The sequence below is a fragment of the Stenotrophomonas sp. STEN035 genome (assembly GCF_056759935.1).
The window spans coordinates 1-25,950 of sequence record NZ_JBRRDY010000034.1 but is presented as its reverse complement, the minus strand read 5'-3'; the positions used below and the strand labels follow the sequence as shown (position 1 = coordinate 25,950).

Sequence of the window (25,950 nt, the reverse complement as noted above, 5' to 3'; positions counted from 1 at the left end):
GGAAGCGTTGCAGTGCCCACAACGGGCCAACGGCGCCGGAGAGCTTCCGGCCAGCCCGCGCATTTTACGCCCCCCGGCGGTACCCCGCCGACCCGGACCGTCCCAGGTTCAGACGATGCCGCCGCCCAAGCTCAGCCGGATCACCCCGACCACAATGACGATGGCATTGAGCAGCAGGCCGGTCTTGGCCCGGCCGCGCTTGCTGGCATGGGTGAACAACAGGCCGATGGCGGCGATGATCGCGCCCACGGCCGCAAACGGGATCAGGAACCAATTACCCCAGCCCAGCAGCGGAATAAACGCCAAAATCATCCATAGCAAGGCAACAATGCCCCAGATCAGGCTGATCAGCCCCATGTACTTTCCTCCACCAGGCACAGCCTGCAAGATAGCCGGGAACACATGCAGAGCAAAAGGCCCTCACCCTGGCCGGAAGTTCTCGACAGATTCAGCCGGCGCCATGGATCATCCGCAATTACCGATCACCGGGGAGTGAAACCATGAAACTTCCGCTCGCTATCGCACTATCGCTTGGCGTTGCCTTGGCCGTAGGCGGCTGCGCCAGTACCTCCAAGGTCATGCTGGGCCAGGCCCGCGCACCGGTAGACCCCGCCAGCGTGCAGATCTATTCCACGCCGCCGGTCGGTTCGGTGGAGATCGCGCAGCTCGAATCCTCCAGCGCGGTTGGCTTCGGCACCCAGGGCCAGACCGATGCTGCCATTGCCCGGCTCAAGCGCGAGGCCGCCGCACTCGGCGCCAACGGCGTGATCCTGATGGGCGTGGGCTCCGGCGGTTCACCGGTCGGCATGTCGGTAGGCGCGGGCAGCTATGGCCGCCACACCGCTGGTGGCCTCAGCGTTGGCATCCCCACCCAGCAGAAGCGCGCCGCCGGCGTGGCGATCTGGGTACCGCCGGGCGCAGGCAAATAAGTTTTCCTGCTGGGCTTGATATGACAAGGGCGCCGTTCGGCGCCCTTGTCATGAGTGCAGCAGCGATCAGCTGTGATCGCGCAGGAAGCGGGCCATCGACGATACGCCCGGCACCGCTGGTTCGAATTCGCCGGCTACGTCGATGAAACCACGCATGATGGCGATGTCGCGCGGGGTGCGGTTGATCGCATCACGCATCTCCGGATCGGCACCGGCACGCAGCAGGCGCTGCACCAGTTGCGGCAGGCCGTGCAGTGCAGCCAGGTGCAAGGGGCCGAAGCCACGCGGGTCGCGTACGTCCAGCGAAACCTCTTCGTCGAGCAGACGATCCACGGCCGCCAGTACCACGCCCTCGTCGCAGGCGGTGCCCGGTTCAGCGCGCGCGCCGAGCAACAACAGCAACGGCGTTACCGTGCCCGCCGAGGCCTGGTCCGGTTCGGCACCGGCCAGCAGCAAGGTATCCAGCAAAGCAAGCAGACGGGTGCGGTCACGCGAGGTGAAACCGTACAGCGCCGCGCAATGCAACGGTGCCAGCTGCTGGTCATCGCCGGCATGCACGTCGGCGCCGGCAGTGAGCAGGCGCGCGGCGATATCGGGCAGACCCAAGGCGGCAGACAACATCAATACGGTGACGCCGCCGGGCAGACGATGTTCAAGCTTGGCGCCAGCATTGAGCAGGGCGGCCACGATCGTGGTCTGGCGCATGCTTACCGCCGCCGACAACGGCGTGGCACCACTGGCAGCAGCGTGCTGCGGGTCGGCACTGCGAGACAGCAGCAGGTCCACCACCGTCGCATGACCGCCGCCAGCCGCACGCAGCAGGCCGGTGCAGCCCTGCGCATCGACGGCATCGACGGCAAAACCAAGATTGAGCAGACGGCGCACGGCATCGGCATCGCCGGCCATCGCCGCAGCGGCGACGTCGGCATCACGCAGCGCGCGCAGCGGCAGCTGCCAGCCGCGCCAGTCCAGCAGGTCAGCCAGGTCACGACGGCCACTGGACAGCGCAACGCCCAACGGCGTCTGCCCATCGGCTGCGCGTGCATCCGGCGATGCGCCCTGCAGCACCAGCTGCTTGAGCGCGGACTCGCGCGCCAGGGCGGTGGCCAGATGCAGTGCGGTCATGCCATGGCTGTCGCGTGCCTCGCGGTCGACGCCATTGAGCAGCAGGTGCTGCTGCAACTTCAGCCAACCAAGGCGTACTGCCAGCGACAGCGCCGGATCACCGGCCGGCGAAGCGGCAAACGGATCAGCACCACGCTCCAGCAGCTCCAACGCGAACTGTTCGGTGCTGCGGGCGCCGTGGTCGTGCTGCGCGCAGGCGGCAAGGAAACGGGTCAAGCCACCGCGACCGGCTGGCGACACGCCCCGCTGCAGCAGTACCTGCAGGGTCGGGATCGCATCGACGCCGCGCGACAGCAACGCGAACATCGGTGTATCGCCGCAGGCGTCGAGCATTTCCGGCGCGGCATTGTGCGCCAGCAGCCAATCGACCACCCGCGGCTGCAGGGCCAGCTCCGGATCGTGCAGCAGACCGCCCAGTTCATCGGCCGCGCACAGCTTGGCCAAGGGCGCCATGCCATCGACGTTGCCGAACACCAGCGCTTCACGCAGCAAGGCCAGCGGCGCGCGGTCATTGAGTAGCGGCACAGCATCGCCATCTTCGCCACTGGCCACCGCCGCATCGCTGACTGCAGCTGGCAGCGGGTAACTCGGGTCGAGCAGCGAGACGATGCTCCAACGGCCGGCTGAGGCGGCGTGCTCGATGGCACGACGGCCATCGCTGCCGACCACATCGGCAGCAATACCCAGATCCAGCAGGCGGCGGATCAGCGCCGCCGATACGTGTTCGGCGCGGCTGGCCAGCAGCAAGGCATTGCTGCCTTCGCCATCGACGGCATGCACGTCAGGCTTGTGTGCCAGCAGGCGCTCCAGCACCGCGGCATTGCCCTGCGCGGCGGCGTCCAACCATGGCGTACGGCCGGCGGCATCGCGCGGCTCGACATTGGCGCCGGCATTGAGCAGGGTTTCAACGATATCGACATGGCCAGCCAGGGCGGCCTCGTGCAGGGCGCTGCGACGCTGACGATCGCGCGCATCCAGCCGTGCCTTGTGCTTGAGCAGCAGCTGCACGCCGGCCGGATCATCGTCATCGGTGGCCGCCGCCTGCACCAGCACCGGTACGCCATCGGCCGGTTCGACCTTGGCACCGCGCTCCAACAGGAACTTGCCCAGCCGCCAGTTGCCGGCCTGGCAGGCCACCGCCAGCGGGCTGTGGCCATCGTTGTTGAGGGCGTCGATCTCGGCCGCGGCATCGCGCAACAGTGCTGCAACGCCCGGATCGGAACTGCGTGCGGCGTGGTGCAGCGGCGTATTGCCATCGGCATCTGGCGTGCGCGGATCGGCGCCGTTGGCCAGCAAGGTCATCACCGCTTCCGGACGCCCGTGCCAGCTGTCGCGGGTCGCCGCCAGCAGCGGCGTCATGCCTTTGTGCGCCTGGTTGACGTCGACGCCGCGGCTGATCAGCGCACGCAGCAGGCGCAGATCCGGCAGCACCGCCGCCAGTACCGCCAGGCTACGCTGGTCGCGCGACTCGGCCGGGGCCGGCGCATGCGGATCGGCACCGGCATCCAGCAGCTGCAGGGCGCGATCAATGCGGCCACCGCGTGCAGCGTCATACAGCTGTGGAACCAGCTCATGCTGGGCGATGGGCTCCAGCGGTGCCGGTTCGGCCAGCGCTTCGGCAAATGGGTTAAATGCGGGCTGCTGTACGTCGCCAGCCTTGCTGGCGCCGGCAACCGGCGCGCTGCGCATCGACTGCAGCAGGTGATGCAGCAACGGCGCGACGACCGCTGTGGCAATGGCCAAGGGCCAACGCAAGGCCGCGCCGACCAGACCCGGCCAGGCCGCTGCGACGATGGCCGCGCACAACAGCAACACCACCGCTGCTGCGCCCAGACCGTGCCATGAATCAAGATTTCGCCCGCTCAGGGCCTGCCATTGTGTGCGCAGCGAGCTGTCCTCGCGCTCCATCGCCTGCCATAGCGGCCAGGTACGCCACAGCGCCAACAACGCCACGCTGACCGCGATGCTCAATGCCAACACCGCCGCCAGGCTGCCGCTGTCATGCAGCGCCGCCAACGGCCAGGACACCAGTACCGCAACCACCGCCGCGCCACCGGTCCACAGCCCCAGCAGGCCTGGCAGTTCACGTTTGAGTACGGCCAGCGACGGCGTCACCGTGCGGGTACGCCGCCACCATGACACCGCCAAGGCGAAGGCGGGCTGGGCCAGCACGCCACACACAGCCGCGACCACGCCACCGAACGCCGTGGCCAGGGTCAGCAACACCCCCAGGCCCAGCGCGGCGACAACTACGCGGCTGCGCAATGCTTCAGTCATCGCGACCGTCGATGCGGGCGATCTTCACCGGGGCCAACGGCAACGGCGGTGCCTGCAGGTGGAAACCACGTTCAGTCAGGTTGGCGCGCACCAACGCGACATCGGCCTGGGCCAGGCGACGTTCGGGCGTCAGCGCCACCTCCAGCACGAAGGTATAAGGGGCCAAGGTGTTGCCCAGCACGGCCGGGATCACTTCGAAATCATCACGCTTGGCGAGGTACACGTAGGTGTCCTGCTTGCGTTGGCTTTTATAGACGTAAGCTTGCATGCCAGCGGGCTTTGCCCTGCATTGAGAGTCAGAGATTGTGTCGGAAATCTGGCGCTGTTGAAAGGCGGCGAGCCAATACGCAGCTGGATTCGCCACGGTCTTATACATTCATTTACATCAAGATTCTGTTGATGTGCTGGCGTACCCGCAGTTTGATAGGTCGACTGGGGGCCACCTGCCGATATACTCGCGCCCCGTCGAATCCTTGGAAGACAACGTGCTGCCTGCATCACCGCCGCGTCTGCCGCCGCTGAACATCCTTGCCCATACCGCGACAACGGCTTTGGGCGCGGGCTTGGCTGCACAACAACAAGGCCTGCGCGGACGCCACAGTGGTTTGCGCCGCAACGATTTCGGCGCCGATCCGCTGCCCTGCTGGATTGGGCGGGTAAATGGCCTGGAGCACTTGTCCCTGCCCGCCGACCTTGCCGGATTCTCCTGCCGGAACAACCTGCTGGCCTGGCTCGCGCTACAGCAGGACGAGGTTCTGCCTGCCTTGCAGCAGGTCCGCCAACGACACGGAGCCTCGCGCATCGCGGTGGTGATGGGAACGTCCACCTCCAGTATCGGCGCTACCGAAGAAGCCTACGCCCGCCTGGAAACCGCCGCCGACGGCAGCCTGCACTTTCCACAGGAACTGCAGCGCCCGCGCATTCATACCCCGCATTCACTGGGCGATTTCGTACAGGCAGCGACCGGATTGAGCGGCCCCTGTGTAACCGTCGCCACTGCCTGCTCATCCAGCGCCAAGGTCTTCGCCCAAGCCGCACGCCTGATCAATGCAGGCTTGGCCGACGCCGCCCTGGTCGGCGGCGTGGATACCCTGTGCGGCAGCGTGCTGTACGGCTTCAACTCGTTGCAGCTGGTCGCACCGACGCCGTGCCAGCCGTTTGACGCGCGCCGGGTCGGCCTGTCATTGGGCGAAGCCGGTGGCTACGCGGTACTTGAGCGCGCCGGGGCAGGCCCGGCCACGCCCTTGCAGCTGCGCGGCTATGGCGAATCCAGTGATGCTCACCATATGTCCGCCCCACACCCGGAGGGACTGGGTGCGCACCTGGCCATGCAGGCTGCCCTGCAGCGCGCCGGCATCGATGCGAGCGACGTGGGTTACCTGAATCTGCACGGTACATCGACACCAGCCAACGACAGCATCGAAGCCGCAGCAGTTGCTGCGTTGTTCCCGCCAAGCCTTCACGCCAGCTCGACCAAAGGCTGGACCGGCCATACCCTGGGTGCCGCCGGCATCGTCGAGTCGGTATTCGCGCTGCTGGCGCTGAGCGACGGACTATTGCCCGGCACGCTGAACAGCGAGATTCCCGATCCGGCGTGCGGCCCGCAGATCCGCTTCGAAAATGCCCAGGCCGACATCAACTACGCGATGAACAATTCCTTCGGCTTCGGCGGCAACAACTGCTCGCTGGTGTTCGGCAAGGCAGGATGAGACAGATGCTGGAAGCAACTTTGGAAGGCATGGGATTCTGGGGCACGGGCCTGCCCGACTGGGACAGCGCCTGCGCCTGGATGCGCAAGGGCGAACGCCCGCTCGACCCGCCTGCGCGGCCATCGCCGCAGCTGCTGGCTGCCAACGAGCGGCGGCGCGCGCCCGGCACCGTGGCGGTTGCACTCGAAGCCGCGTTGGCCGCATGTGAAGCGGCGGACCGTGCACCGGCAACGCTGCCGTCGGTATTCACCTCCACCCACGGCGAGCTGACCATCACCGATTACATGTGCGCCACGTTGGCCACTGATCCCGCCGCCATCTCGCCCACCAAGTTCCACAACTCGGTACACAACGCTGCCGCCGGTTACTGGACCATCGGTGCCGGTGCGCATGTTGCGGCCACCGCCATCAGCGCCGGCCACTACAGCTTCGTGCAGGGTCTGCTGGAAGCCATGGTGCAGCTGCATGCTGGCGAAGAAGCCGTGCTGTTGGTTGCCTACGACGGCAACGCCAGCGGCCCGGCAGCCGAGGTGTCGCCAAGCACCGGTCTGCTTGGCGCAGCCTTTGTGCTGTCACGCAGCGCATCTGCGGGTCTACCCAGCCTGCAGCTCAAGCTGCACGACGAAGCTCCGTTGACGGTTCCGCAGGGCACCCAGCAAGGCCCGCTGCTTCAGCTGTTCGGCGACAACGCAATGCATCCAGTTCTACCGCTGCTGGAAGCATTGGCGATGGATCAGGACACGCTGTGGATGCGTGCAGGCACCAGTCAATGGTTGGAGATCAGTATTCGCCATGAGTGATCTGCACCAACTGTCTACCGACAACGTTGCCGTGGTGATTCCGGCACTGAACGAAGAACTGCGCATCCGTCAGGTCGTCGAAGGCGCGCTGCAGTACTTCCCACACGTGATCGTGATCGACGACGGTTCCACCGACCGCACCGCCGACTGCATTGCTGATTTGCCGGTCACCGTGCTGCGCCATCCGCAGCGCATGGGCAAGGGTCACGCGCTGCGCAGCGGCTTTGTCGAGGCCAGCCGACGCGGCCTGCGCGGGGTACTTACCCTGGATGGCGATGGCCAGCATGTCGCCGCCGATCTGCCGCGCCTACTTGCCAGCGCCAATCGCCATCCGGGCAGCATCATCATCGGTGCGCGCCTGCGCAAACGCGCCTCGCAGCCCTTGTACCGACGCTTGGCCAACGAGTTCGGGGACTGAGGCATCGCCTGGGGCACGCATTACCAGGTGGCCGACAGTCAGAGCGGGCAGCGCTTCTACCCGGCCGACGTGATCGCCCTGCGCGACATCTCCGCCGAAGGCTTCGTATTCGAAGCGCAAGTAGTCATTTCGGCGGCACGCCAGCTCGGCACGCGCTGCGTTTCAGTGCCGATCGAATCGCGCTACCGCTGCGCCGACAGTGATGAGCAGTTCCGTCCCAGCCACTTCAAGCCGCTGCAGGATCTGTATCGCATCACCAGCCACATCGTGCTGCTCGCCTTGCGCCATGGCCACGTCTGGCGCGTCTACCGCACCATCCGCAGAAATCCGCCGATCATCGACAGCACCGACGCCGGCAGCTGAGCCACCGCGCTCAGCCCATGCCGCCGTTGATACCGATCACCTGGCCATTGATGTATCCCGCTGCATCACTGCACAGGAAGGCCACCAGTGCTGCTACTTCTTCCGGCTTGCCTGCACGCGCGGCGGGCACCGTCTGTTTGATCAGCTCAAGCGGAAAAGCATCAGCCGCCATCTGCCCTTCGATCACCCCGGGCGCAACCACGTTGACGCTGATCCCGCGACTGGCCATTTCCCGCGCCAATGACTTGCTCGCACCATGCAGGCCAGCCTTGGCCGCGGCGTAGTTGGTCTGGCCGCGATTGCCCAGCACCGCAGCCACCGACGACACACTGACAATGCGGCCCCAGCGGGTGCGCGCCATCGGCAGCAGCAAGGGCTGGGTGACGTTGAAGAAGCCGTTGAGGCTGACGTCGATCACCCGCTGCCAACGCTGTGCGTCCATGCCAGCCATCGGCGCGTCATCGTGGATGCCGGCGTTGTTGACCACGATCTGGATCGGGCCATCGCTCAGCAGCACCTCCAGCGCAGCGCTTACCGCCTCGCCATCGGCGACATCGAAGGCCAGCGCCTGCGCGCTGCCTCCGTCAGCGATGATCTGTGCCACCACCGCTTCGGCACGCTCCAGGTTGGCGTTGGCATGCACGATTACATGCGCGCCATCGGCCGCCAATCTGCGGCAGATGGCGCCGCCCAGATCACCGCTGCCGCCGGTTACCAGCGCACGTCGTCGTATGCTCATGATGGGTTCGCTCCGCTACGTCTTATTGAATGTTCATGGCAGCTGCAGCATCACTGCCGCGCGGCCTTCGGCCAGCAGCTGGCCACGATGATGGATGCGGAAGCTGTACTGCTGGCTGCCCTCGCCCTCCGCCAGTACCTGTGCGGTGGCCTGCAGTGCATCGGGAAGATCATCAATCCGCGCCACATGCAGCTGCACATCCCGCAGCGCCACCAACACGCCCGGCACTACCGCACCACCGCGCTCGCGCCCACGCAGACCGCCATGCACCGCCATCGCCTGTGCACCGTACTCGCACAGATGAATCGCGCGCAGTTGATCACCGCTGCGCAGCGGATGCGTTGCAGCACGGTGGTTGAAAGCACGCAGCGCGATGTCCTGCCCTGACCAGCTCACCACTTCGTCCCACAGGCACATGCCACCCTGATGGGGGACCAGCTGCAGGATTTCTTCACGTCCCAGCATTGCCAACCTCCTGTGTCGGGTGCCGCGATATCAGCAGCGCCAACACGAAGTTGCAGACCACGCCCAACGCCACCGTGCTGCCGATCGCACGCAGCACCGGGATCGACGACAGCCCAAGCAGACTGAACACGAGCAGTGTCATCACGCTGCACACCAGCAAACCATGCAAGGTACGCAGCTGATCGGCATGGCTGTCGCCCGCGTGTTCGAAGAACAGGCCGTAGTCCAGGCCCAGCCCTGCAGCGAGGATCAGCCCAATCAAGTGAAACAGGTTCAACTCCACGCCCAGTCCGCGCAGCACCGCCAACACCAGCAACGTGGTCAGCAACATCGGCAACAACACCCGCAGTACCCGCCGTGGCGAGCGCAACGCGATACCCACGGTCAACGCCAACAGCAGTAATGCAACCGCAAGCGCTACCAGCACGCGGCTGCGATAGTCGGCCACCAATGACTCGGAAGCCTGCTTCATGTCCAGCAACTGCGCACCATGCAACTGCGCGGTACTGGCCACTGCCGCAACATCATTGAGGCCGCTCAGCGAGACCAGCGCGATGGCATGGTCTTCGCCCTGAACCAGCAGACCATCGACCGCCGTTGCCAGCGGCGTGCCATGCAGATCAGCCGGCTGCAGTGGTGGCGCGCGACGGGCCTGCTGCACATCGGCGACAAACGGCTCGAACGCATCATCGATGAACGGAGTTGCCGCCACCGCCGTTGCCAGCGCCGCGCGCAGGGCGGCTTCATCAGGCAGCTGTTGCTGACGTTGGCGCTGAATTGCTGCGCTGGGCAGATAGCGCGCAGCCATGTCGTATCGCTCCAGCGCGCCGTTGGCGACCAGTGCATCCAAGGCCGGCCGCAGCCGTTCACTCGAAGCCAGTGCCGCCTGCGCGTCTTTGCCGCGCACGGTGATCAGATAGCGCACATCAGGTGCGCCCAGTTCACTGCGCAGCTGCGCATCGCGTAGCAGATCCTGTGGGTCCACCGGGGTCAGCCGTCCCAGATCGTTCTGCCAGAATGCACCAGGCGCCAGCAGCATGACCGCCACCGCCAACGCAGCGAGAACCGCCAGTGACCAGCGTGGGCGCGGCAGACGCTGGGTGTGCTGCCACAGTCGCGCCAGCCGCGCGGAGTCGGCGAAATCACGCGTCGCCGGATCAATCAAACCCGGCAGCAGATAGCGCGTGGCCAGCGCCGCCGTCGCCAGCGCGGTGATGGTGAATACCGACAACTGCTTCAGCCCGTCCACGCCCGAAAACAGGAAGGTCAAATAGGCGATGCAGGTGGCAATCACGCCGGTACCCAAGGTCGGCCACAGCGCGCGCACATTGTCCCAGGCCGAGCGGCCCGGCCGCTGGTGGCTGAAGAAGTGGATGGGATAATCCTGTACCACGCCGATCAGGGTGAAGCCGAACGCAATGGTGATGCCATGCACGCCATCAAAGCCCAGCGCCACCGCACACAGGCCAGCAAGCCCGGCGCTGGCCAGCGGCAGAAAGCCGAGTATCGGCATTTTCCAACTGCGGTAGGCAAACCACAGCAGCAGGATCATGCCGATGGTATCCAGCGTGCCGATCATGCCGGCTTCGCTGGCAGTGCGGTTCCCGATCTTCACCGAGAACGCGCCCGGCCCGCTCAGCTCGATGCGGCTGCCGCTGCCGGCGGCGATCGCGGCGAACTGGTTGTTGATCGTATCTACCGCCAATTGCTGTGCGCCGGGATCGAAGCCGGCAGCGTGGGTCTGCACCAGCAGCAGGGCCTGCTTGCCGGCACGGTCGAACCAGACATCATCGATGCGCTGCGGTGCATTGGCTGGCTGCAGGGCCTCGGCCACCCGCAGCACCTGCAGGGTGGGATCGGAGGGCAGCAAGGGTTCGATCAAGCCCCCCGCCGGCGAGCCCAGATCCTGCAGACGCGCCTGCAGTTCCTCGCCGAGGGTGGCGCTGGAAAACGCATCTGCCGGCAATGCATCGATCAGATAGCGGTAGGGCAACAGGCGTTCGGGAAATGCCTCCAGCCCGGCCTGTTCGCCATTGGCGACCAGCTCGAACTGGGCGTCGGCAGCCAGCGCTTCGCGCAGCGCGCGCGACTGCTGCGCCAGCTGCTCCGGCGCGGCTCCGGACAGTGCGACCAGCAACAAGCGCGCGCCCGGGCCTTCGCCCAGCTCGTCCAACAACAGCTTCTGTGCTGGTGTGCGTGCATCGGGCATGAACTTGCGCAGGTCGCCGCTGACCTGGATGCGGCTGCTGATCCACATGCCCAGCACGCCAAGCAGCAGCAACCAGACAATGGCCAGGCCGATGCGATGCGTGGACGAGAGCTTCAACGCGTGGTGCCCGTATTGCACAGGCCATTCAATGTGGCAGCCTCGCGTACTGCAGCCGCAGCAGTGGCGGCAGCGCCGAGCAGGGTGCGCTGCACATCGCCCTTTGCCGGCTGGGTCTCGATGCAGCGCAGTTCCGCATTCTGGCCATGCAGGGTCACCGCGCGCACGCGACGGGCCAATGCCTCAGCCTTGGGTGTCAGCTGGAGTTGCCAGTGCTGGGCGCTGCCGGAGGCCTGCAGCCGGTAGCTGCGCTCCAACGCGGCAAGGTCACCGGCCAACATCGCACCAAAGCTGGCCTGCAGATCGGCAAGCTCCGGCACCCGCTGCAGCGCGAACACGCGCGGCGGCTTGCCGGCGCGGGCGATGCTGACCTGGCCATTGGCAATGGTGGTGGTCTCGGCGTATGGCGCGCGTACCTCGCGGACCAGGGTGCCGACATCAGGGCGACGGTACTGGCCTTCGACCCGCAGCGGCTCCTTCAACAGTGCAGAGCCACGCAGTTCGACGAAGCTGGTCTGGCTCGGTGCCGGCTGCGCCAGTTGCCGCAGTATCCACGCCGCATCGACGCCGTCGGCCAGCGCCGGGCTACTGAGCAGCAGACCTGTCAGCAGCATCGGCAGCAGTCGCACGGTCTTGGGAATGCCAGAAATCATAGAAATTGAACCAGTTGTATGGGGCGTCGCGCAGGTGATGTTCCAGCCTGCCGGCATAACGGTGGATAAGCGTGGACAGCGCTTCTGCCCGGCCGCGGCGCGGGATATCCACCACCTCGGCAAATGACTCGAAGCGCAGGTCATAGCGATTGCCGCCAAGGTATAGGCCGAACGCCAGCACGATCGGCGCCTTCAATGCATTGGCGATCAACCACGGTGCAGCCGGGAATGCTGCGGTACTGCCGAGCAGCGGTGCGGCAACGGACGGCTCGTCTGGACGTGCCCGATCCACCAGCAACGCCACCATCGCGCCATCTTCCAGCGCCTGCTGGATGGCCAGCACGATCGCGGTGCCATCCTGCCCGGCATCGATGATGCAGTCGGCGAGCTTGGGGTCGAGTTCGGCCAGCAGCTCGGTAATGGCGGCGTTGTGCGCGCGGTCCATCAGCACCCGCAGCTTCAGCTCCGGACGCATCCTGGCCAGCACCCGCAACGCATCGAAACTGCCCAGGTGGGAGCCGAACACCAGCACCCCACGCCCCTGGTCCAACATCTGCAGCAAGGGCTCGGTGCCGCTGCTGCTGATGTCGAACAGGCCGGTGCGTCCAGCCAGCAGGAACACCCGATCAAGAATGGTGGCGGCGAAGGTGTGGATATGCCGGGCCACTTCCAGCGCCCGCGCCGGACGAGCGCGCAGGCGCTGCAGGTAATCGGCGGAGGCTCGCCGTTCGGTGCCGCGTACACAGTAAAAGTACAGAGTGATGGGATACAGGCAGGCACGAGCGATGCCGCGCCCGCCATGACGGGCGATGCCGCCGATCAAACGGATGGCGAAGCGCCCGCCGCCTTCCGGACGATGCTTCCAGTCCGGCTCGTTCATGCGCAGGCGTCGCCTTCGGCCAGCACCAGTTCACCGCGCACCAGCAACAGGTCTTCGCGCAAGACGCGGAACTTCCAGCGTGGCTCCTGCCCTTCCAGCTCCACCCGGGCCTGCTCATCCGGCAGCAGCGGTGCCATGAACTTCACCTGCGGCAGGCGCAATGCACCAATTGCATGCCCGCTCGCCGCGGCCACTGCCAACAACACCTGTTCCAGCACAACCACCCCGGGCACCAACGGCCGGCCCGGAAAATGGCCGGGCAGGCAGGGATGATCGGAGGGAATGCTGAAGTGCATGGCGTTCTGTACCCGCTATTTTTCGGACAGGATACCGGCGCGTCCCGGTTCAGCGCAGCAGGTCGCGCCAGAACGCCGGGCCGAGCTGGCCCATCTGGCGGATGAAATCCCAGGCATTGCGGTAAGGCCGATGCGGGAACAACTGCGAGCGCACCGCATATTCCATGGCGAAGAAGCCACCGATCAGCCCCCAATCGGCGATATTCGCGCACCACGACCATTGCTCGTGGGTCACCGGCCACCACGGCTGCAGGCCGAATGCAGCCAGCAGGCCACCGGGCACCACGCTCATCGCCAAGCCCAGGTTGACCAGCGCCAACAGCACCAGCACCAGCGCCCAAGCGCCGCTGAGGCGGCGCGTATAGCGCTCCAGCTCGGCTGTCACCGGCATGCCGGCGCGCACGTACAGCGCCTGCACGATGCGGGTGATCAGCGGAATCTGCCCGGGCAGCAGTGAACGCGCAAAACCCCACGCAACCAGCAGCGGGAATACCACCGGCGGAGCCAGCAGCAGCATCCACGCCCAAGCCGAGCCGCCCAGCCACCACAGCAGCGCACAACACGCCGCCAGCACGCCCAGCGCCCAAGACTGGCGTCGCGCAAGCGGCTCCAGCAGGCATAGCAGGACCAGCCCGGCCAGCGCAGCCGCTGCCCACATGCCTTCATTGCGCAGGCTGGCCACGTGCGACAGCACCGGATAGGCCAGCAGCAGGATCACCCGCAGCGCCAGCGCCACCGGCCCGTGGCCGGGTTCATGGCTGGCGGCGGTCACGCCGTTCAGACCGTCTTGTTGGCTTGGATATGAGCCGACAGGGCACGCAACGAGCCGAAAATGCGCCGGTTGTCTTCATTGTCCGAGCGCAGCTGGAAGCCGTAGCGCTTGCTGATGGCCAGGGCCAGTTCCAGCGCGTCGATCGAATCCAGGCCCAATCCGTCGTTGAACAGCGCTGCTTCCGGGTCGATCTGGGCCGGGTCTTGATCTTCCAGGTTCAGGCTCTCGACCAGCAGCCCTGCCAGCTCGCGTTCGGCTTCATTTTGTTGCGACATTTCCACATCCACGGCAAATCAGACCCGCAACGATCCGGCATCGCCGACTGTTGCGCAAGCATGACAGGTCCAGCACGCGGGGTATCATTGCCGTCTCTGCAATGCCCGATACGCCCTGCAATGACGTTTCCGCTCCACTCCCGCCGCCAATTCCAGCTGCACGCCAACCGCCGTTCCGCCAATGTCACGGGGGGCTGAGATGAATGCCCAGACGTCTCCGGCGGCGGCCGCCGCGCTGCAGATCGACTATGCCGATCCCGTCCAGCTGCCAGCCCTGCTGGCTGATCCGCAGGTGCTGGCGATCTTTGGTTTCCAGGCCGGGGACGGCGCTGCCGCCAGCGATGACCCACGCTATCTGCAGGTAGGCCTGCAGCCAGACGGTGTGGCCCAGTTGGAAGTCTGGCGCAGCGACAAGCCGGTCAGCTGCGGCCGCGAGGCCAACGGTGTGGCCTGGGCCAGCGACGGCGCGCTGATGTTCGGTGCGCTGCAGATCGATGAAAGCCAGCATGGCGGTATCGTTGGCGCCTCCGAGCATGCCTATGCACGCATGCTGGAAGCCCTGCCGGCGCATGCCTATCCGCACCTGCTGCGGATCTGGAACTACCTGGACGCGATCACCGACGGCGAGGACGACAGTGAGCGCTACCGCGAATTCTGCGTTGGCCGTGCACGTGGCATCGGTGCCATCGACACCACCACCCTGCCGGCTGCCACCGCCATCGGTCGGGTCGATGGTGTGCGCGTGCTGCAGGTCTACTGGCTGGCCGCGCGCGAGGCCGGCACGCCGCTGGAAAACCCGCGTCAGGTCAGCGCCTACCGTTATCCGCGCCAGTACGGTCGGCAATCGCCGAGCTTCGCCCGCGCCATGCTGGCGGCAAGCGGCAGTCGCTTGCCATTGCTGCTGTCAGGCACTGCCAGCGTGGTTGGCCATGCCACCCTGCATGGCGACTGCACTGAGCGCCAGCTGCAGGAAACCTTCGCCAATTTCGAAGCCTTGATCGGCGCGGCACGCGCGCACCGCCCGGGTTTGCCGGCGCAGTTCGGCGACGGCAGCCGGCTCAAGGTCTACGTGCGCGACGCCACTGAAATCGACGACGTGCGTGCAGCCTTGGCCGCGCATCTGCCACCCGGGGTGCCTTACATCATGTTGCATGCGGCGGTATGCCGACGCGACTTGCGGGTAGAGATCGACGGCGTCCACGACGCCTGATCAAGTACCTTCGACAAGCGCGCCTGTGACAGGCGCGCTCACTGCAGATTCGCCAGCTGCAGTCCTACAGCCCCGCCTCAGTGCCGCAACAGCGCCAGTACCGCGTCACGCGGCAGCTTGCCGGTGTCGTTGCGCGGCAACACCGCCACCTTGCGCAGTGGGCGCGGCAGGAACACCGGGTCCATGAACTCGCGTAGTTCGCGCAGGATATCGGCCTCTTCACGCTCAGGCGCCACCACCAACGCGGCGATGCGGCCGACCGCATGGCCGGGCTCGGGCTCCAACTGCACCACCACCGCATCCACCACGCCGGGCACCGCCTGCAGCTTGCGGGTGAGATCGCCCAACGAGGCACGCTTGCCGGCGATCTCCAGCAAGTCGGCACGGCGGCCACGCAGCACGAAGCGGTCACCCGGCAGCAGTTCCACCAGATCCGCCAGATTTACGGGTGTGGGCAGATGCGCCGCATGCACCCGCGTGCCGTCGGGCTGGGGCTCCAGACGCACGCCCGGCAGCAGGCTCCAGGCGGTTTCGCTGGCCGTACGGCGACGCGCGAAGATGCAGGTCTCGGTGGAGCCGAACATCTCCCGCACCTCGGTGGCGAATACCTGTTCCGCAGCCGCCGCCAGTTCCTGTGACAGTGGCGCGGTGGCAGTGACGATGCCTGCCAGCGGCGGCAAGCCCACGCCCGATTCGACCAAGGCCTTGAGGTGCACCGGCGTGGTGATCAGCACGCGCGGCGCCTGCACCTGCTGCAGCGCCAGCACAACGTCCTGCGGAAAGAACGGACGCCCGGCCTGCAGCGTCGCCGGTGCCAGCAGGGGCAGCAGCACCGCCATCTCCATGCCGTACATGTGCTGCGACGGCACCGTCGCCACCAGCGCAGGCTGTGCATCCCCCCACAGGCTCTGCAAGGCCTGCAGGTTCTGCGCGGTACTGCTCAGGAACGAACCCCAGGTCTTGTTGTTGGCGCTGGGCGCGCCGGTGCTGCCGGAAGTGAAACCGATCGCCACCAGTTGATCGGCCGCCAGTTGCGGAATCTCGCCATCCAGGCGCGGCAGTTCGGCGGGCAGCACAAAGCTGCCTGCTGGCAACGGCTGCAGGGCATCGTCACTGAGGCAATAGGTCTGCGGATAACGCTGCTGTACATCAGCCACTACCGCATGCGCACGCGACGATGGCAGCAGGTTCACCTGGCCGCGCAGCGCTACCGCGCAGAACGCAACCAGGAAGCGATACCGGTCTTCACACAGGTTGACCGCGTGCTGACCGACCGGCAGCAGCCCAGCCACTGCCCGCACCTGCTCGAAGAAGGTCCGTAGGTCGATCGACTGACCTGGGCCGACCGCCAACAAGCGCTGCAGCTCACCATTGGCCAGCGGATGACGGGATGGAGATGACAACTGCTCGGAAACAACCGACATGCGACGACCACGACCTCGTTCGATGGATGACCCATCGCGACGGCAGCCACAACAGGGCGGCCAGCTTGGCCCTGCAAGGCCCGGCTGGCAAGCCGGGCCAAGTCCCCAGATTCAGTGATAGCCGGTTTCGGCCGTCACCTTGCCGCGGAACACCCGGTACGACCACACCGTATAGCCGAGGATCACCGGCAGCAGCAGCACCAGCCCGACCATGCTGAAGCCCAGTGACGACGCAGGCGCAGCGGCCTGCCACAGGGTCAGGTGCGGCGGCAGCAGGTAGGGCCACATGCCCAGCACCAGGCCAATGAAGCCCAGCACGAACAGCGCCAGGGTCAGCAGGAACGGCGGCAGGTCGCGCCGTGGATGCATGGCGCTGCGCCACAGCGCCACCGCCACGGCCAGGGTCAGCAGCGGCACCGGCGACAGCCACCAGAAGTTGCCATCGCTGAACCAGCGTTCCATCACCCGCGACTGCAGGAACGGCAGCCAGGTGCTGACCAGGCCCATGAACACGATCACCGCCACCATCAGCGGCCGCGTCAGCGAACGCGCCAGGGCCTGTTCACGGCCCTCGGTCTTGAGGATCAGCCAGGTGCTGCCGAGCAGCGCATAGCCGGTGACCACCGCGACCCCGGTCAGCATCGAGAACGGGCTGAACCAACCGAACGCACCGCCGCTGTAATGCCCATCCTGCATCGGCAGCCCCTGCACCAGCGCGCCCAGGATCACACCCTGCGCGAACGCCGCCAGCAGCGAGCCCATCGCAAATGACACACTCCACAGCGCGCGCGAACGATGCGCCTTGAAACGGAACTCGAAGGCCACGCCGCGGAATACCAAGCCCATCACCAGCAGCAGCACCGGCAGGTACAGGCCTGACAGCAACACCGCATATGCCTTGGGAAACGCCGCCATCAGGCCGGCACCACCGAGCACCAGCCAGGTTTCATTGCCATCCCAGATCGGCGCGGCGGTATTCATCATCACGTCGAGCTGCTGCTCGTCCTCGGCAAATGGCGCAAGGATGCCGATGCCGAGCACGAAGCCATCCAGCACCACGTACATCAGCACGCCGAAGCCAATCACCGCGAACCATGCCACCGGCAGCCAGGTTGTCATTTCCATGTCAGCGTTCCTCCAGCGGTTCATTGACACCGGACAGCGGCCGCGCGGGGGTATGCATGCCGTCGTCGCGCGGCGGCAGGTCATGTGGCTTGGGCCCACTGCGCATGATCTTGACCAGGTACCAGATGCCCCAGCCGAACACGAACAGATAGCCGATCACGTAGACCACCAGTGACAACACCGTCATCCACACGCTCTGCGTGCCGACTGCATCAGCGGTACGCAGCACGCCATAAACCACCCACGGTTGCCGGCCCATTTCGGTGACGAACCAACCCGCCACCAGCGCGACGAAACCGCTGGGCAGCATCCAGTTCCAGCCGCGCAGCAGCCATTTCGATTCCAGCAGACGCCCACGCCATAGCTGGAAGGCCGAGATCCACGCCACCAACAACATCAACGAACCGATCCCGACCATGATGCGGAACGCATAGAACACCGGCACCACCGGCGGCCGCTCGCTGGCCGGCACCGAAGTAAGCGGCGCGAACGTACCGTCCGTGCTGTGGGTCAGGATCACGCTGCCGAGCTTGGGAATGGCGATCTGGTAATCGTTGCGCTCTTCCTTTTCATTGGGCACCGCGAACACCACCAGCGGCACCCCTTCGCCGGGCTTGGCTTCATGCCAGTGCGCCTCCATCGCCGCGATCTTCATCGGCTGATGTTCCAGCGTGTTCAAGCCATGCATGTCACCAACGAATATCTGCACCGGCACCGTCAAAGCAGCGAATGCGACGGCTGCCACCAACATCTTGCGACCGGCTTCCACATGCACACCGCGGCGCAGATACCAGGCACCGACACCGCCGATGACAAAGCAGGTGGTGATGAACGAACCCAGCGCCATATGCGCCAAGCGATACGGGAATGATGGGTTGAAGACTATCTGCCACCAATCCTGCGGGTGCACGATGCCATCAACCAACGTGTAACCGGCCGGCGTATGCAGCCAGCTATTGGAAGACAGGATCCAGAACGTCGAGAACAGCGTGCCCAATGCCACCATGCAGGTAGAGAAGAAATGCAGGCGCGGCGAGACCTTTTCCCAGCCGAACAGCATCACGCCGAGGAAACTTGCTTCCAGGAAGAACGCGGTCAGCACCTCGTAGGTAAGCAAGGGGCCGATCACAGTGCCGGCCACTTCGCTCAGTCGCGGCCAGTTGGTACCGAACTGGAACGCCATGACGATACCGCTGACAACGCCCATGCCGAAGGACACGGCGAAGATCTTCTGCCAGAAGAAAAACAACTCGCGCCAGACCGGATTGCGGGTGCGCAACCAACGCCATTCGACGAAGGCCAGCCAGCTGGCCGTACCGATGGTGAAGGCCGGAAACAGCACATGAAAACTGACGACGAATCCGAATTGGATCCGGGACAACAGCAGCGCTTCCACGGGCGCTTCTCCGCGACTCTTTAATTGGGGCGATTCTGGTCCGGTATTGGTTAAGAACGGATGTGACCGGATGTCGCAGTGCGTCAAAAAGTCGCAGCAGCTGTAGCTCCCTCCCTTTGGCGCAGCCAAGGGGAGGGCTGGGGAGGGGTCAGCTTTTGGCTGGCCCGGTAGAGCCGAGCCATGCTCGGCTGGAGCCTTACCGATAAAGCCCCTGCCGAGCATGGCTCGGCACTACGCTTCTGCCACCGCCCTTCGAGGCAACCGAAACATTGCCGATTCCGGCAGCTCACCCGCCGAACCCTGCCTCCATGACCTGTGGCCCAGCCCGCCGCATTGGCCTGCTGCTACGCTTGGCCAGTTCTCTTCACCGGTGCCCAATGATGCCCAAGCTGCTGCCCCTGTCCCTGCTGTTGTTGACCGCTTTCGGCAGCGCCCATGCCGCGCCCACGCCGATCACCATCGAGCAGGCCATGGCCAACCCGGACTGGATCGGGCCGCCGGTGGAATCGGCCTGGTGGTCGTGGAACGGCCAGCAGGTCGAATACACGCTCAAGCGCCAGGGCAGCGCGGTCCGCGACAGCTTCCGCCTGCCGGTGAGTGGTGGCGTTGGCCAACAGGTCGCCGATGACCAGCGCGGCACCCTTGATGCCGCCGACCGCGTCTATGACAGCAGCCGCCAGCGCATGGCCTTCGTCCGCAACGGCGACGTGTTCATGCGCGACCTGCGCAACGGTACGCTGACCCAGCTGACCCGCAGCAACGAGCGTGCCGGTGGCGTCAATTTCGCCAGCGACGGCGGCGTTATCTGGGAAGTGGGCAACAACTGGTTCCACTGGAATCCGCGCAACAACATCACCAGCCAGGTCGCCCAGCTGAAGGCTGACAAGAATCCGGCCGACGCGCCCAAGGCCGACGTACTGCGCGACCAGCAGATGCGCACCCTGTCCACCCTGCGCACCGATCGCGCCCAGCGCGAGGAACTGCGCGAGCAGGGCGAGCGTTGGCGCCAGGCCGACCCGACCCGTGCGCCGGCACCGATCTTCCTCGGCGCCGATGTCGAGATCGTCGACAGCGCGCTGTCGCCCGATGCCCGCCACCTGATCGTGGTCACCAAGCCCAAGGGCTACGAGGAAGGCCGCGGCGGCAAGATGCCGCTGTACGTGACCGAGTCCGGCTACGAAGAAGCCGAAGACACCCGCACCCGCGTTGGCCGCAACAATCCCGAGCCGCATGCGTTCTGGCTGGCCGATGCGGCAACCGGCAAGGTCGAAGCGCTGTCGCTGGACAACCTGCCCGGCATCGCCACCGATCCGCTGGCCGAGCTGCGCCGCAAGGCCGGCAAGGACGCGCTCAAGGGCAATCGTCCGCTGGAACTGATGAGCGAGTTCATGGGCGGCGGCATCCGTTGGAACGCCGACGGCAGCCAGGCCGCACTGATGCTGCGCGCCAACGACAACAAGGACCGCTGGATCGCCACCACCAGCGCCAGCAGCGCACGCCTGGAGAACCGCCACCGCCTGACCGACGGCGGCTGGATCAACTGGGGCTTCAACGATTACGGCTGGATGCCCGATGGCCGCACTCTGTGGCTGCTGTCCGAGGAATCCGGCTATTCGCACCTGTACACGCAGACCGGCAGTAGCAAGCCCAAGGCGATCACCTCGGGCAACTGGGAAACCTCGGCTCCGGTGATCAGCGCCGACGGCAACAGCTTCTACTTCGTCTGCAACCAGAAGTGGCCGGGCGACTACGAAGTCTGCAACGTCAACGCCAACGGCGGTGCCGTGCGCGAAGTGACCGCGCTCGATGGCGTGGAAGATTTCAGCCTGTCGCCGGATGGCCAGCAGCTGCTGGTGCGCTATTCCGCGGCCTATCTGCCTGCGCAGATCGCGGTGCTGCCGACCAGCGGCGGCGAAGCACGCAAGCTGACCGACACCCGCAGTGCCGAGTTCAAGGCCCGCGAGTGGGTGCAGCCGCAGATGGTGCAGGTGCCATCCAAGCACGGTGCCGGCCATGTCTGGGCCAAGTACTACGGCCCGGAAAAGCTCGAACCGGGCAAGCAGTACCCGATCGCCATGTTCGTGCACGGCGCCGGCTACCTGCAGAACGTGCATGCGCGTTATCCCACCTACTTCCGCGAGCAGATGTTCCACAACCTGCTGGTGCAGAAGGGTTACATCGTGCTGGACATGGACTACCGCGGCAGCGAAGGCTATGGCCGCGATTGGCGCACCGCCATCTACCGCAACATGGGCCATCCGGAGTTGAATGACTATCTGGACGGCTTGGATTGGCTGGTGGAAACCAAGCAGGGTGACCGCGCCCATGCCGGCATCTACGGCGGCTCCTACGGCGGCTTCATGACCTATATGGCGCTGTTCCGCTCGCCGGGTACGTTCAAGGCTGGTGCGGCGTTGCGCCCGGTTGGTGATTGGCACCAGTACAACCACGCCTATACCGCCAACATCCTCAACACCCCGGACATCGACCCGGAGGCTTACCGCATCTCCTCGCCGATCGAATATGCCGAAGGCCTGCAGGACAACCTGCTGATCGCGCACGGCATGATGGATGACAACGTGTTCTTCCAGGACTCGGTCAACATGACCCAGAAGTTGATCGAGCTGCACAAGGACAACTGGTCGATCGCGCCCTACCCGCTGGAGCGTCACAGCTATACGCGTGCCGATTCCTGGCTGGACCAGTACAAGCGCATCCTCAAGTTGTTCGAACAGGAACTGAAGTAAGCATCAACAAGGGCGCCGCGAGGCGCCCTTGTTGTTTGTGGGTCAGGCTTTGCTCCCTCCCTTTGGCGTAGCCAAGGGGAGGGTTGGGGAGGGGTGCTCTTGATCTTGATCTTGATCTTGATCTTGTTCCGCTCCTGCCTACGCAGCACCCCACCGCCACCCAAGCCTCCAGTACCATTCCCCACACGGAGCCCTATCCGCAGGAAGCACATGTCCACCGCAGAAAACCCCATCCGCATCGTCACCGCCGTCATCCTCGATCCGCAGCAACGCGTGCTGGTCGTGCGCAAGCATGGCTCGGATACCTTCATCCAGCCCGGCGGCAAGCGCGAACCCGGCGAGGATGCATTGCAGACCCTGGCACGTGAGCTCCACGAAGAGCTCGGTGTCCACGTCGACAGCAGCAGTGCACTGGCACTTGGCAGCTTCGAAGACCTTGCCGTGAACGAACCAGGCCGCCGTGTGCAGGGCGAATCCTTCCTGGTAAGCATCATCGGCATGCCGCAGGTGCAGGCGGAAATTGCCGAGCTGAAGTGGATACCGCTACAGCCACCGCACGGCGTGAAGCTCGCGCCGCTGAGTGCGCTGCATGTATTGCCTGCAACGTGCGCCGCGTTGTCCTCCTCAAAGAAAGCCGACTGAACCCAGGAACGATCCACCAGAACATCCGTAGCGAGCCACCGTGAATTCACCCCAGCTCCCACCAATCCCGGCCACGCCCTCCGCAGCGGCCTCGTTCATCGCCGTCACCGCCAAGCTCTCGCTGGTGATGGCTGCGTTGGCCATTGTCTGCAGCCTGCTGCAACTGCTGGCAGTGGTCCTGATGGGCCGCCTGGACATCCTGCAGGCCATGCAGAACGAAGGCCTGCCGGTAACCCCAGGCATGCTCTGGCTCGGTGAGCACGCACTCTCGCTGAGCGTGCTGGGCCTGCTGCTGTCGATCGCGTTTCTGGCGGTGTCGTGGGCCTTGCTCAAGCACCGCGAATGGGGCCGGATCGGCTTCATCGTCTTTCTGGTGCTGGTGGCCTTGGCCAACTTCGCCTTCCTGCCGCTGATCCACGGCATGTTCGAGAGCATGCAGGCGATGGTGCCTGCCGACTTCCTCAATTCACCACAAGGCCTGGAAATGCGCGTGCAACTGCGCGTTGGCCTGTGGACTTCGCTGATCACCGGCATCGCTGCCGCGCTGGCGTTGGCCGTGCTGCATGCGTGGCTGGTGATCAAGCTGCGTCGCCCCGACGTTCGCGCCCTGTTTCGTTGAGTCCCCCGGAGTTTGCATGTCCGTCCCACGTTACCTGTCCGCCCTCGCCAGCGGCCTGCTCGCGCTGAGCGCGCTACCGGCCGCTGCGGCCAACCTCAGCTGCGGCAGCTATACCGCCGAACAGGGCTCGGCCCGCTTCGTGATCGAAAGCAGCAGCCAGGCTTCGATGCGCTATGAAGGGCTGGCACCCACCCAGTACGTGATCCGCCAGCAGGGCAACACCCTGCATGCTGCCGACGTATCCAATGGCTTCAGCACCGAATACAGCCTCAGCCGCGACGGCAAACGCATCACCGGCAGCCTTGGCGACTACGTGCTGGCTGCCAGCAGCAGCTGCAAAACCGCGCCTACGCCGGCCGCAGGCAGCTGCCGTGCCGATATCGACAGCTGCATCGAGAATGCCAGCGCAGCAACGCCGCTGCAGCTGCGCCAGTGGTGCCAGGAAGACCTGCCCTTCGCCTGCGAGCGCCTGCTGTCCAGCTACCGCGATGAGGCCCAGGCCGCACAACAGGCCGCAACGCCGGACCCGGATCTGGAAGAGCCTGCCGTCTGCAAGGAAGGCAACCCGCAGTACAACGAAGCGGCCTGCCTGGCAGCGGCCAAGGAAGTCCTCGGCATCGCCATGGCCAAGGCGCTGGCCGGTGCCTTGAGCAGCAACACCGCGGTCCTGCCCGAGCCACGTTTGAATGAACTGCTGCAGCTGTGCCGCAGTCACCCGGATGCAGGCTTCTGCAGCGAGGTCGCCGACGCGCACTGGGATGCCGGGCGCTACCTGCCCGCGCGCGATGCGCTGCAGCTGGCCTGTAAGGCCGGCGCCGACGAGATGACCTGCAAGCGCGCACAAGCGCTGGCTGCATTGAGCGCCACCGACCTTGAAGTCGGCCCCGCCAGCAGCCTGCCCTGCGGCGACTACAAGGCCAGCACCGGCCTGATGGACGAGCTCGGTTTCGGCAACGATGGCCTGGTCACGATGGGCATGGGCAGCGAGCTGCGCGCACGCCTGCAGGATGGCGCCATCCATATCCGCCACGACAAGGGTGGCGACTTCGTGCTCAAGCCGCTGCGCAACGGCGGCCTGCTCGGCATCGACAGCTGGAACCGCTATGCCGTTTACCAACGCACTGGCGGTAACAAGCAGTGCAGCGCACCGAAGGTATTCGTCGAACTGCCGCTGCCGCAGGATTGCCCAGTGGGCAGTGATCCGCAGGCCTGCTGCGACAGCGGCAAGCTACAGGGCTGCAATACCCTTGGCCACCGCCATGCGCTGGCCGGCGACTGGCAGGCAGCCGCGCCGGCTTACCAGAAGCTATGCCAGGCCGGTGTGCGCGTTGGCTGTGAGAACCTGCGCAGCGTCTACGAGAACACCGGCGACGAAGACATCCCCGGCAAACTGCTGTCCATCTGCAAGCGCGACGGCAAGGGCACCCATGTGGCCTGCGATGTCTACGAGACCACCAACTGGGCAATGGCCGGCCTGGGTGCACAGTTGATGCGCGCCGCCGAAGACCTCGACAACGAAGAAGACGCCGACGCACCGGCGCCGCCCAGCAAGGGCAAATCGCTGCGCAAGTAGGGCCTGGGGCGCAGGCCGCGGCAGCGGCCCGCGCTACAGTACGCACATGAACGAATTCGACCGCGTACGCGACTATCTGACCGGCCTGCAGGACCGCATCTGCGCCGCCATCGAGCAGGCCGACGGCCAGGCCCGTTTCAACGAGGACCGCTGGCAGCGCGCCGAAGGCGGCGGTGGCCGCACCCGCATCCTGCGCGATGGCGCGGTGTTCGAGCAGGCCGGCATCGGCTTCTCCGACGTCGCCGGCACCCGCCTGCCACCCTCAGCCTCCGCCAACCGCCCAGAGCTCGCAGGAGCGTCCTGGCGCGCCTGTGGCGTGTCGCTGGTATTCCACCCCAGCAACCCCTACCTGCCGACCACCCACGCCAACGTGCGCTACTTCCAGGCCGAACTGGATGGCAAGACGGTGGCGGCCTGGTTCGGCGGCGGCTTCGACCTGACCCCGTTCTATCCCTTCGACGAGGATGTGCAGCACTGGCACAGGGTTGCACGCGAACTGTGCGCGCCTTACGGCGAAGACCGCTATGCCGCGCACAAGCGCTGGTGCGATGAATATTTCTTCCTCAAGCACCGCAATGAAACGCGCGGCGTTGGCGGCCTGTTCTTCGACGACCTGCACGCTGACTTCGAAACCGACTTCGCCTACCTGCAGGCGGTTGGCGACGGCTTCCTTGATGCCTACCTGCCCATCGTCGAACGCCGCAAGGACACGCCATATGGCGAACGTGAGCGCGAGTTCCAGCTATACCGCCGTGGCCGCTACGTCGAGTTCAACCTGGTCTACGACCGCGGCACCTTGTTCGGCCTGCAGAGTGGCGGCCGCAGCGAGAGCATCCTGATGAGCCTGCCACCGCGCGTGCGCTGGGAGTACGGATACACCCCCGACAGCGGCAGCGACGAAGCGCGCCTGGCCGAATACCTGGTCCCGCGCGACTGGCTGTAGTGCCGAGCCATGCTCGGCAGGGGCTTTACACGCAGCCTTGTGGGAGCGGCGTCAGCCGCGAAGCCATCAAGAATGAAATCGCGGCAATGCCTGCAATCGGATGGACCACCAGCTTCGCGGCTTACGCCGCTCCTACAACACCTTTGCCGAGCCTGGCTCGGCCCAACCAGTCTTTATTGAGAATGATGGTGATGTTGGCGGTGGGTTACAGCAGCGCCAGGTCAACATAATCCACGTCGTCGCA

23 protein-coding genes and 1 pseudogene are annotated in these 25,950 nt (G+C 65.6%); 10 read left to right on the top strand and 14 right to left on the bottom strand.

Annotated elements, in window-relative coordinates; all coding sequences use genetic code 11:
• Positions 1-108 precede the first annotated feature (108 nt).
• On the bottom strand, positions 109-357 hold the full coding sequence (locus ACVOLL_RS16555; RefSeq protein WP_481509186.1) for a hypothetical protein: 249 nt from the start codon (positions 355-357) through the stop codon (positions 109-111).
• Positions 358-500: 143 nt separating this feature from the next.
• Between ACVOLL_RS16555 and ACVOLL_RS16550 the strand changes: the two genes are divergently transcribed.
• Complete coding sequence (locus ACVOLL_RS16550; protein ID WP_481513880.1) at positions 501-929, top strand: hypothetical protein; 429 nt, start codon at positions 501-503, stop codon at positions 927-929.
• 66 nt (positions 930-995) lie between these two features.
• Here ACVOLL_RS16550 and ACVOLL_RS16545 read toward each other — a convergent pair whose 3' ends face one another.
• Both ACVOLL_RS16545 and ACVOLL_RS16540 read right to left on the bottom strand, forming a co-directional pair.
• Positions 996-4,331: an ankyrin repeat domain-containing protein gene (locus ACVOLL_RS16545; protein WP_481513879.1), complete on the bottom strand. Its 3,336-nt coding sequence runs from the start codon at positions 4,329-4,331 to the stop codon at positions 996-998.
• Positions 4,324-4,599, bottom strand: coding sequence for a YcgL domain-containing protein (locus ACVOLL_RS16540; RefSeq protein ID WP_481513878.1), 276 nt, complete (start codon positions 4,597-4,599; stop codon positions 4,324-4,326). The genes ACVOLL_RS16545 and ACVOLL_RS16540 overlap by 8 nt, the downstream gene beginning before the upstream one ends.
• A 241-nt stretch (positions 4,600-4,840) precedes the next feature.
• On the opposite strand from ACVOLL_RS16540, the gene ACVOLL_RS16535 reads away from it, so the two are divergent.
• The 3 genes and pseudogenes from ACVOLL_RS16535 to ACVOLL_RS16525 all read left to right on the top strand — a co-directional run bounded on the left by ACVOLL_RS16535 (position 4,841) and on the right by ACVOLL_RS16525 (position 7,621).
• On the top strand, positions 4,841-6,040 hold the full coding sequence (locus tag ACVOLL_RS16535; protein ID WP_481513905.1) for a beta-ketoacyl-[acyl-carrier-protein] synthase family protein: 1,200 nt from the start codon (positions 4,841-4,843) through the stop codon (positions 6,038-6,040).
• Positions 6,041-6,045: 5 nt separating this feature from the next.
• Positions 6,046-6,840, top strand: coding sequence for a beta-ketoacyl synthase chain length factor (locus tag ACVOLL_RS16530; RefSeq protein ID WP_481513877.1), 795 nt, complete (start codon positions 6,046-6,048; stop codon positions 6,838-6,840).
• Positions 6,833-7,621, top strand: a pseudogene (locus ACVOLL_RS16525) (glycosyltransferase family 2 protein). The gene ACVOLL_RS16530 and the pseudogene ACVOLL_RS16525 overlap by 8 nt, the downstream one beginning before the upstream one ends.
• 10 nt (positions 7,622-7,631) lie before the next feature.
• On the opposite strand, the gene fabG reads toward ACVOLL_RS16525, so the two are convergent.
• The 8 genes from fabG to ACVOLL_RS16485 all read right to left on the bottom strand — a co-directional run bounded on the left by fabG (position 7,632) and on the right by ACVOLL_RS16485 (position 14,027).
• On the bottom strand, positions 7,632-8,363 hold the full coding sequence (gene fabG, locus ACVOLL_RS16520; RefSeq protein ID WP_481513904.1) for a 3-oxoacyl-ACP reductase FabG: 732 nt from the start codon (positions 8,361-8,363) through the stop codon (positions 7,632-7,634).
• 30 nt (positions 8,364-8,393) lie between these two features.
• Positions 8,394-8,825, bottom strand: coding sequence for a hotdog family protein (locus ACVOLL_RS16515; protein ID WP_481513876.1), 432 nt, complete (start codon positions 8,823-8,825; stop codon positions 8,394-8,396).
• Positions 8,812-11,082 (bottom strand): MMPL family transporter, encoded by a 2,271-nt coding sequence (locus ACVOLL_RS16510; RefSeq protein ID WP_481513903.1) that lies wholly within the window; start codon positions 11,080-11,082, stop codon positions 8,812-8,814. The genes ACVOLL_RS16515 and ACVOLL_RS16510 overlap by 14 nt, the downstream gene beginning before the upstream one ends.
• Positions 11,083-11,147: 65 nt before the next feature.
• Positions 11,148-11,804 carry a LolA-related protein gene (locus ACVOLL_RS16505; protein ID WP_481513875.1) on the bottom strand — a complete coding sequence of 219 codons (657 nt, stop codon included), beginning with the start codon at positions 11,802-11,804 and terminating at the stop codon, positions 11,148-11,150.
• Positions 11,737-12,684 carry an LpxL/LpxP family acyltransferase gene (locus ACVOLL_RS16500; RefSeq protein WP_481513874.1) on the bottom strand — a complete coding sequence of 316 codons (948 nt, stop codon included), beginning with the start codon at positions 12,682-12,684 and terminating at the stop codon, positions 11,737-11,739. The genes ACVOLL_RS16505 and ACVOLL_RS16500 overlap by 68 nt, the downstream gene beginning before the upstream one ends.
• A complete protein-coding gene (locus ACVOLL_RS16495) occupies positions 12,681-12,980 on the bottom strand; it encodes an ApeI family dehydratase (protein ID WP_481513873.1) in 300 nt (99 codons plus the stop codon). Before ACVOLL_RS16495 ends, ACVOLL_RS16500 begins: the two co-directional genes overlap by 4 nt.
• Positions 12,981-13,029: 49 nt before the next feature.
• Complete coding sequence (locus tag ACVOLL_RS16490; RefSeq protein WP_481513872.1) at positions 13,030-13,752, bottom strand: ketosynthase; 723 nt, start codon at positions 13,750-13,752, stop codon at positions 13,030-13,032.
• Positions 13,753-13,757: 5 nt separating this feature from the next.
• Entirely contained in the window at positions 13,758-14,027 is a 270-nt protein-coding gene (locus ACVOLL_RS16485) for a phosphopantetheine-binding protein (protein WP_481513871.1), read from the bottom strand.
• Between the two features lie 199 nt (positions 14,028-14,226).
• On the opposite strand from ACVOLL_RS16485, the gene ACVOLL_RS16480 reads away from it, so the two are divergent.
• Positions 14,227-15,237 (top strand): chorismate transformation FkbO/Hyg5 family protein, encoded by a 1,011-nt coding sequence (locus ACVOLL_RS16480; RefSeq protein WP_481513870.1) that lies wholly within the window; start codon positions 14,227-14,229, stop codon positions 15,235-15,237.
• A 77-nt stretch (positions 15,238-15,314) separates the two neighbouring features.
• On the opposite strand, the gene ACVOLL_RS16475 is transcribed toward ACVOLL_RS16480, so the two are convergent.
• The 3 genes from ACVOLL_RS16475 to ACVOLL_RS16465 form a co-directional block, all read right to left on the bottom strand.
• Positions 15,315-16,661, bottom strand: coding sequence for an AMP-binding protein (locus ACVOLL_RS16475; protein ID WP_481513869.1), 1,347 nt, complete (start codon positions 16,659-16,661; stop codon positions 15,315-15,317).
• A 111-nt stretch (positions 16,662-16,772) separates the two neighbouring features.
• Entirely contained in the window at positions 16,773-17,786 is a 1,014-nt protein-coding gene (cydB, locus tag ACVOLL_RS16470) for a cytochrome d ubiquinol oxidase subunit II (RefSeq protein WP_481513868.1), read from the bottom strand.
• A 1-nt stretch (position 17,787) separates the two neighbouring features.
• Entirely contained in the window at positions 17,788-19,182 is a 1,395-nt protein-coding gene (locus tag ACVOLL_RS16465; protein WP_481513867.1) for a cytochrome ubiquinol oxidase subunit I, read from the bottom strand.
• A 380-nt stretch (positions 19,183-19,562) separates the two neighbouring features.
• Here ACVOLL_RS16465 and ACVOLL_RS16460 point away from each other — a divergent pair, with 380 nt between their 5' ends.
• The 5 genes from ACVOLL_RS16460 to hemF all read left to right on the top strand — a co-directional run bounded on the left by ACVOLL_RS16460 (position 19,563) and on the right by hemF (position 25,706).
• Complete coding sequence (locus ACVOLL_RS16460) at positions 19,563-21,929, top strand: S9 family peptidase (protein ID WP_481513866.1); 2,367 nt, start codon at positions 19,563-19,565, stop codon at positions 21,927-21,929.
• 210 nt (positions 21,930-22,139) lie between these two features.
• Positions 22,140-22,571, top strand: coding sequence for an NUDIX hydrolase (locus tag ACVOLL_RS16455; RefSeq protein WP_481513865.1), 432 nt, complete (start codon positions 22,140-22,142; stop codon positions 22,569-22,571).
• Between the two features lie 40 nt (positions 22,572-22,611).
• Positions 22,612-23,190 (top strand): hypothetical protein, encoded by a 579-nt coding sequence (locus tag ACVOLL_RS16450; RefSeq protein WP_481513864.1) that lies wholly within the window; start codon positions 22,612-22,614, stop codon positions 23,188-23,190.
• 16 nt (positions 23,191-23,206) lie between these two features.
• Positions 23,207-24,763, top strand: a complete 1,557-nt coding sequence (locus tag ACVOLL_RS16445) for a hypothetical protein (RefSeq protein ID WP_481513863.1) — start codon at positions 23,207-23,209, stop codon at positions 24,761-24,763.
• A 46-nt stretch (positions 24,764-24,809) separates the two neighbouring features.
• On the top strand, positions 24,810-25,706 hold the full coding sequence (hemF, locus tag ACVOLL_RS16440; protein ID WP_481513862.1) for an oxygen-dependent coproporphyrinogen oxidase: 897 nt from the start codon (positions 24,810-24,812) through the stop codon (positions 25,704-25,706).
• The last annotated feature ends 244 nt before the right edge of the window (positions 25,707-25,950 follow it).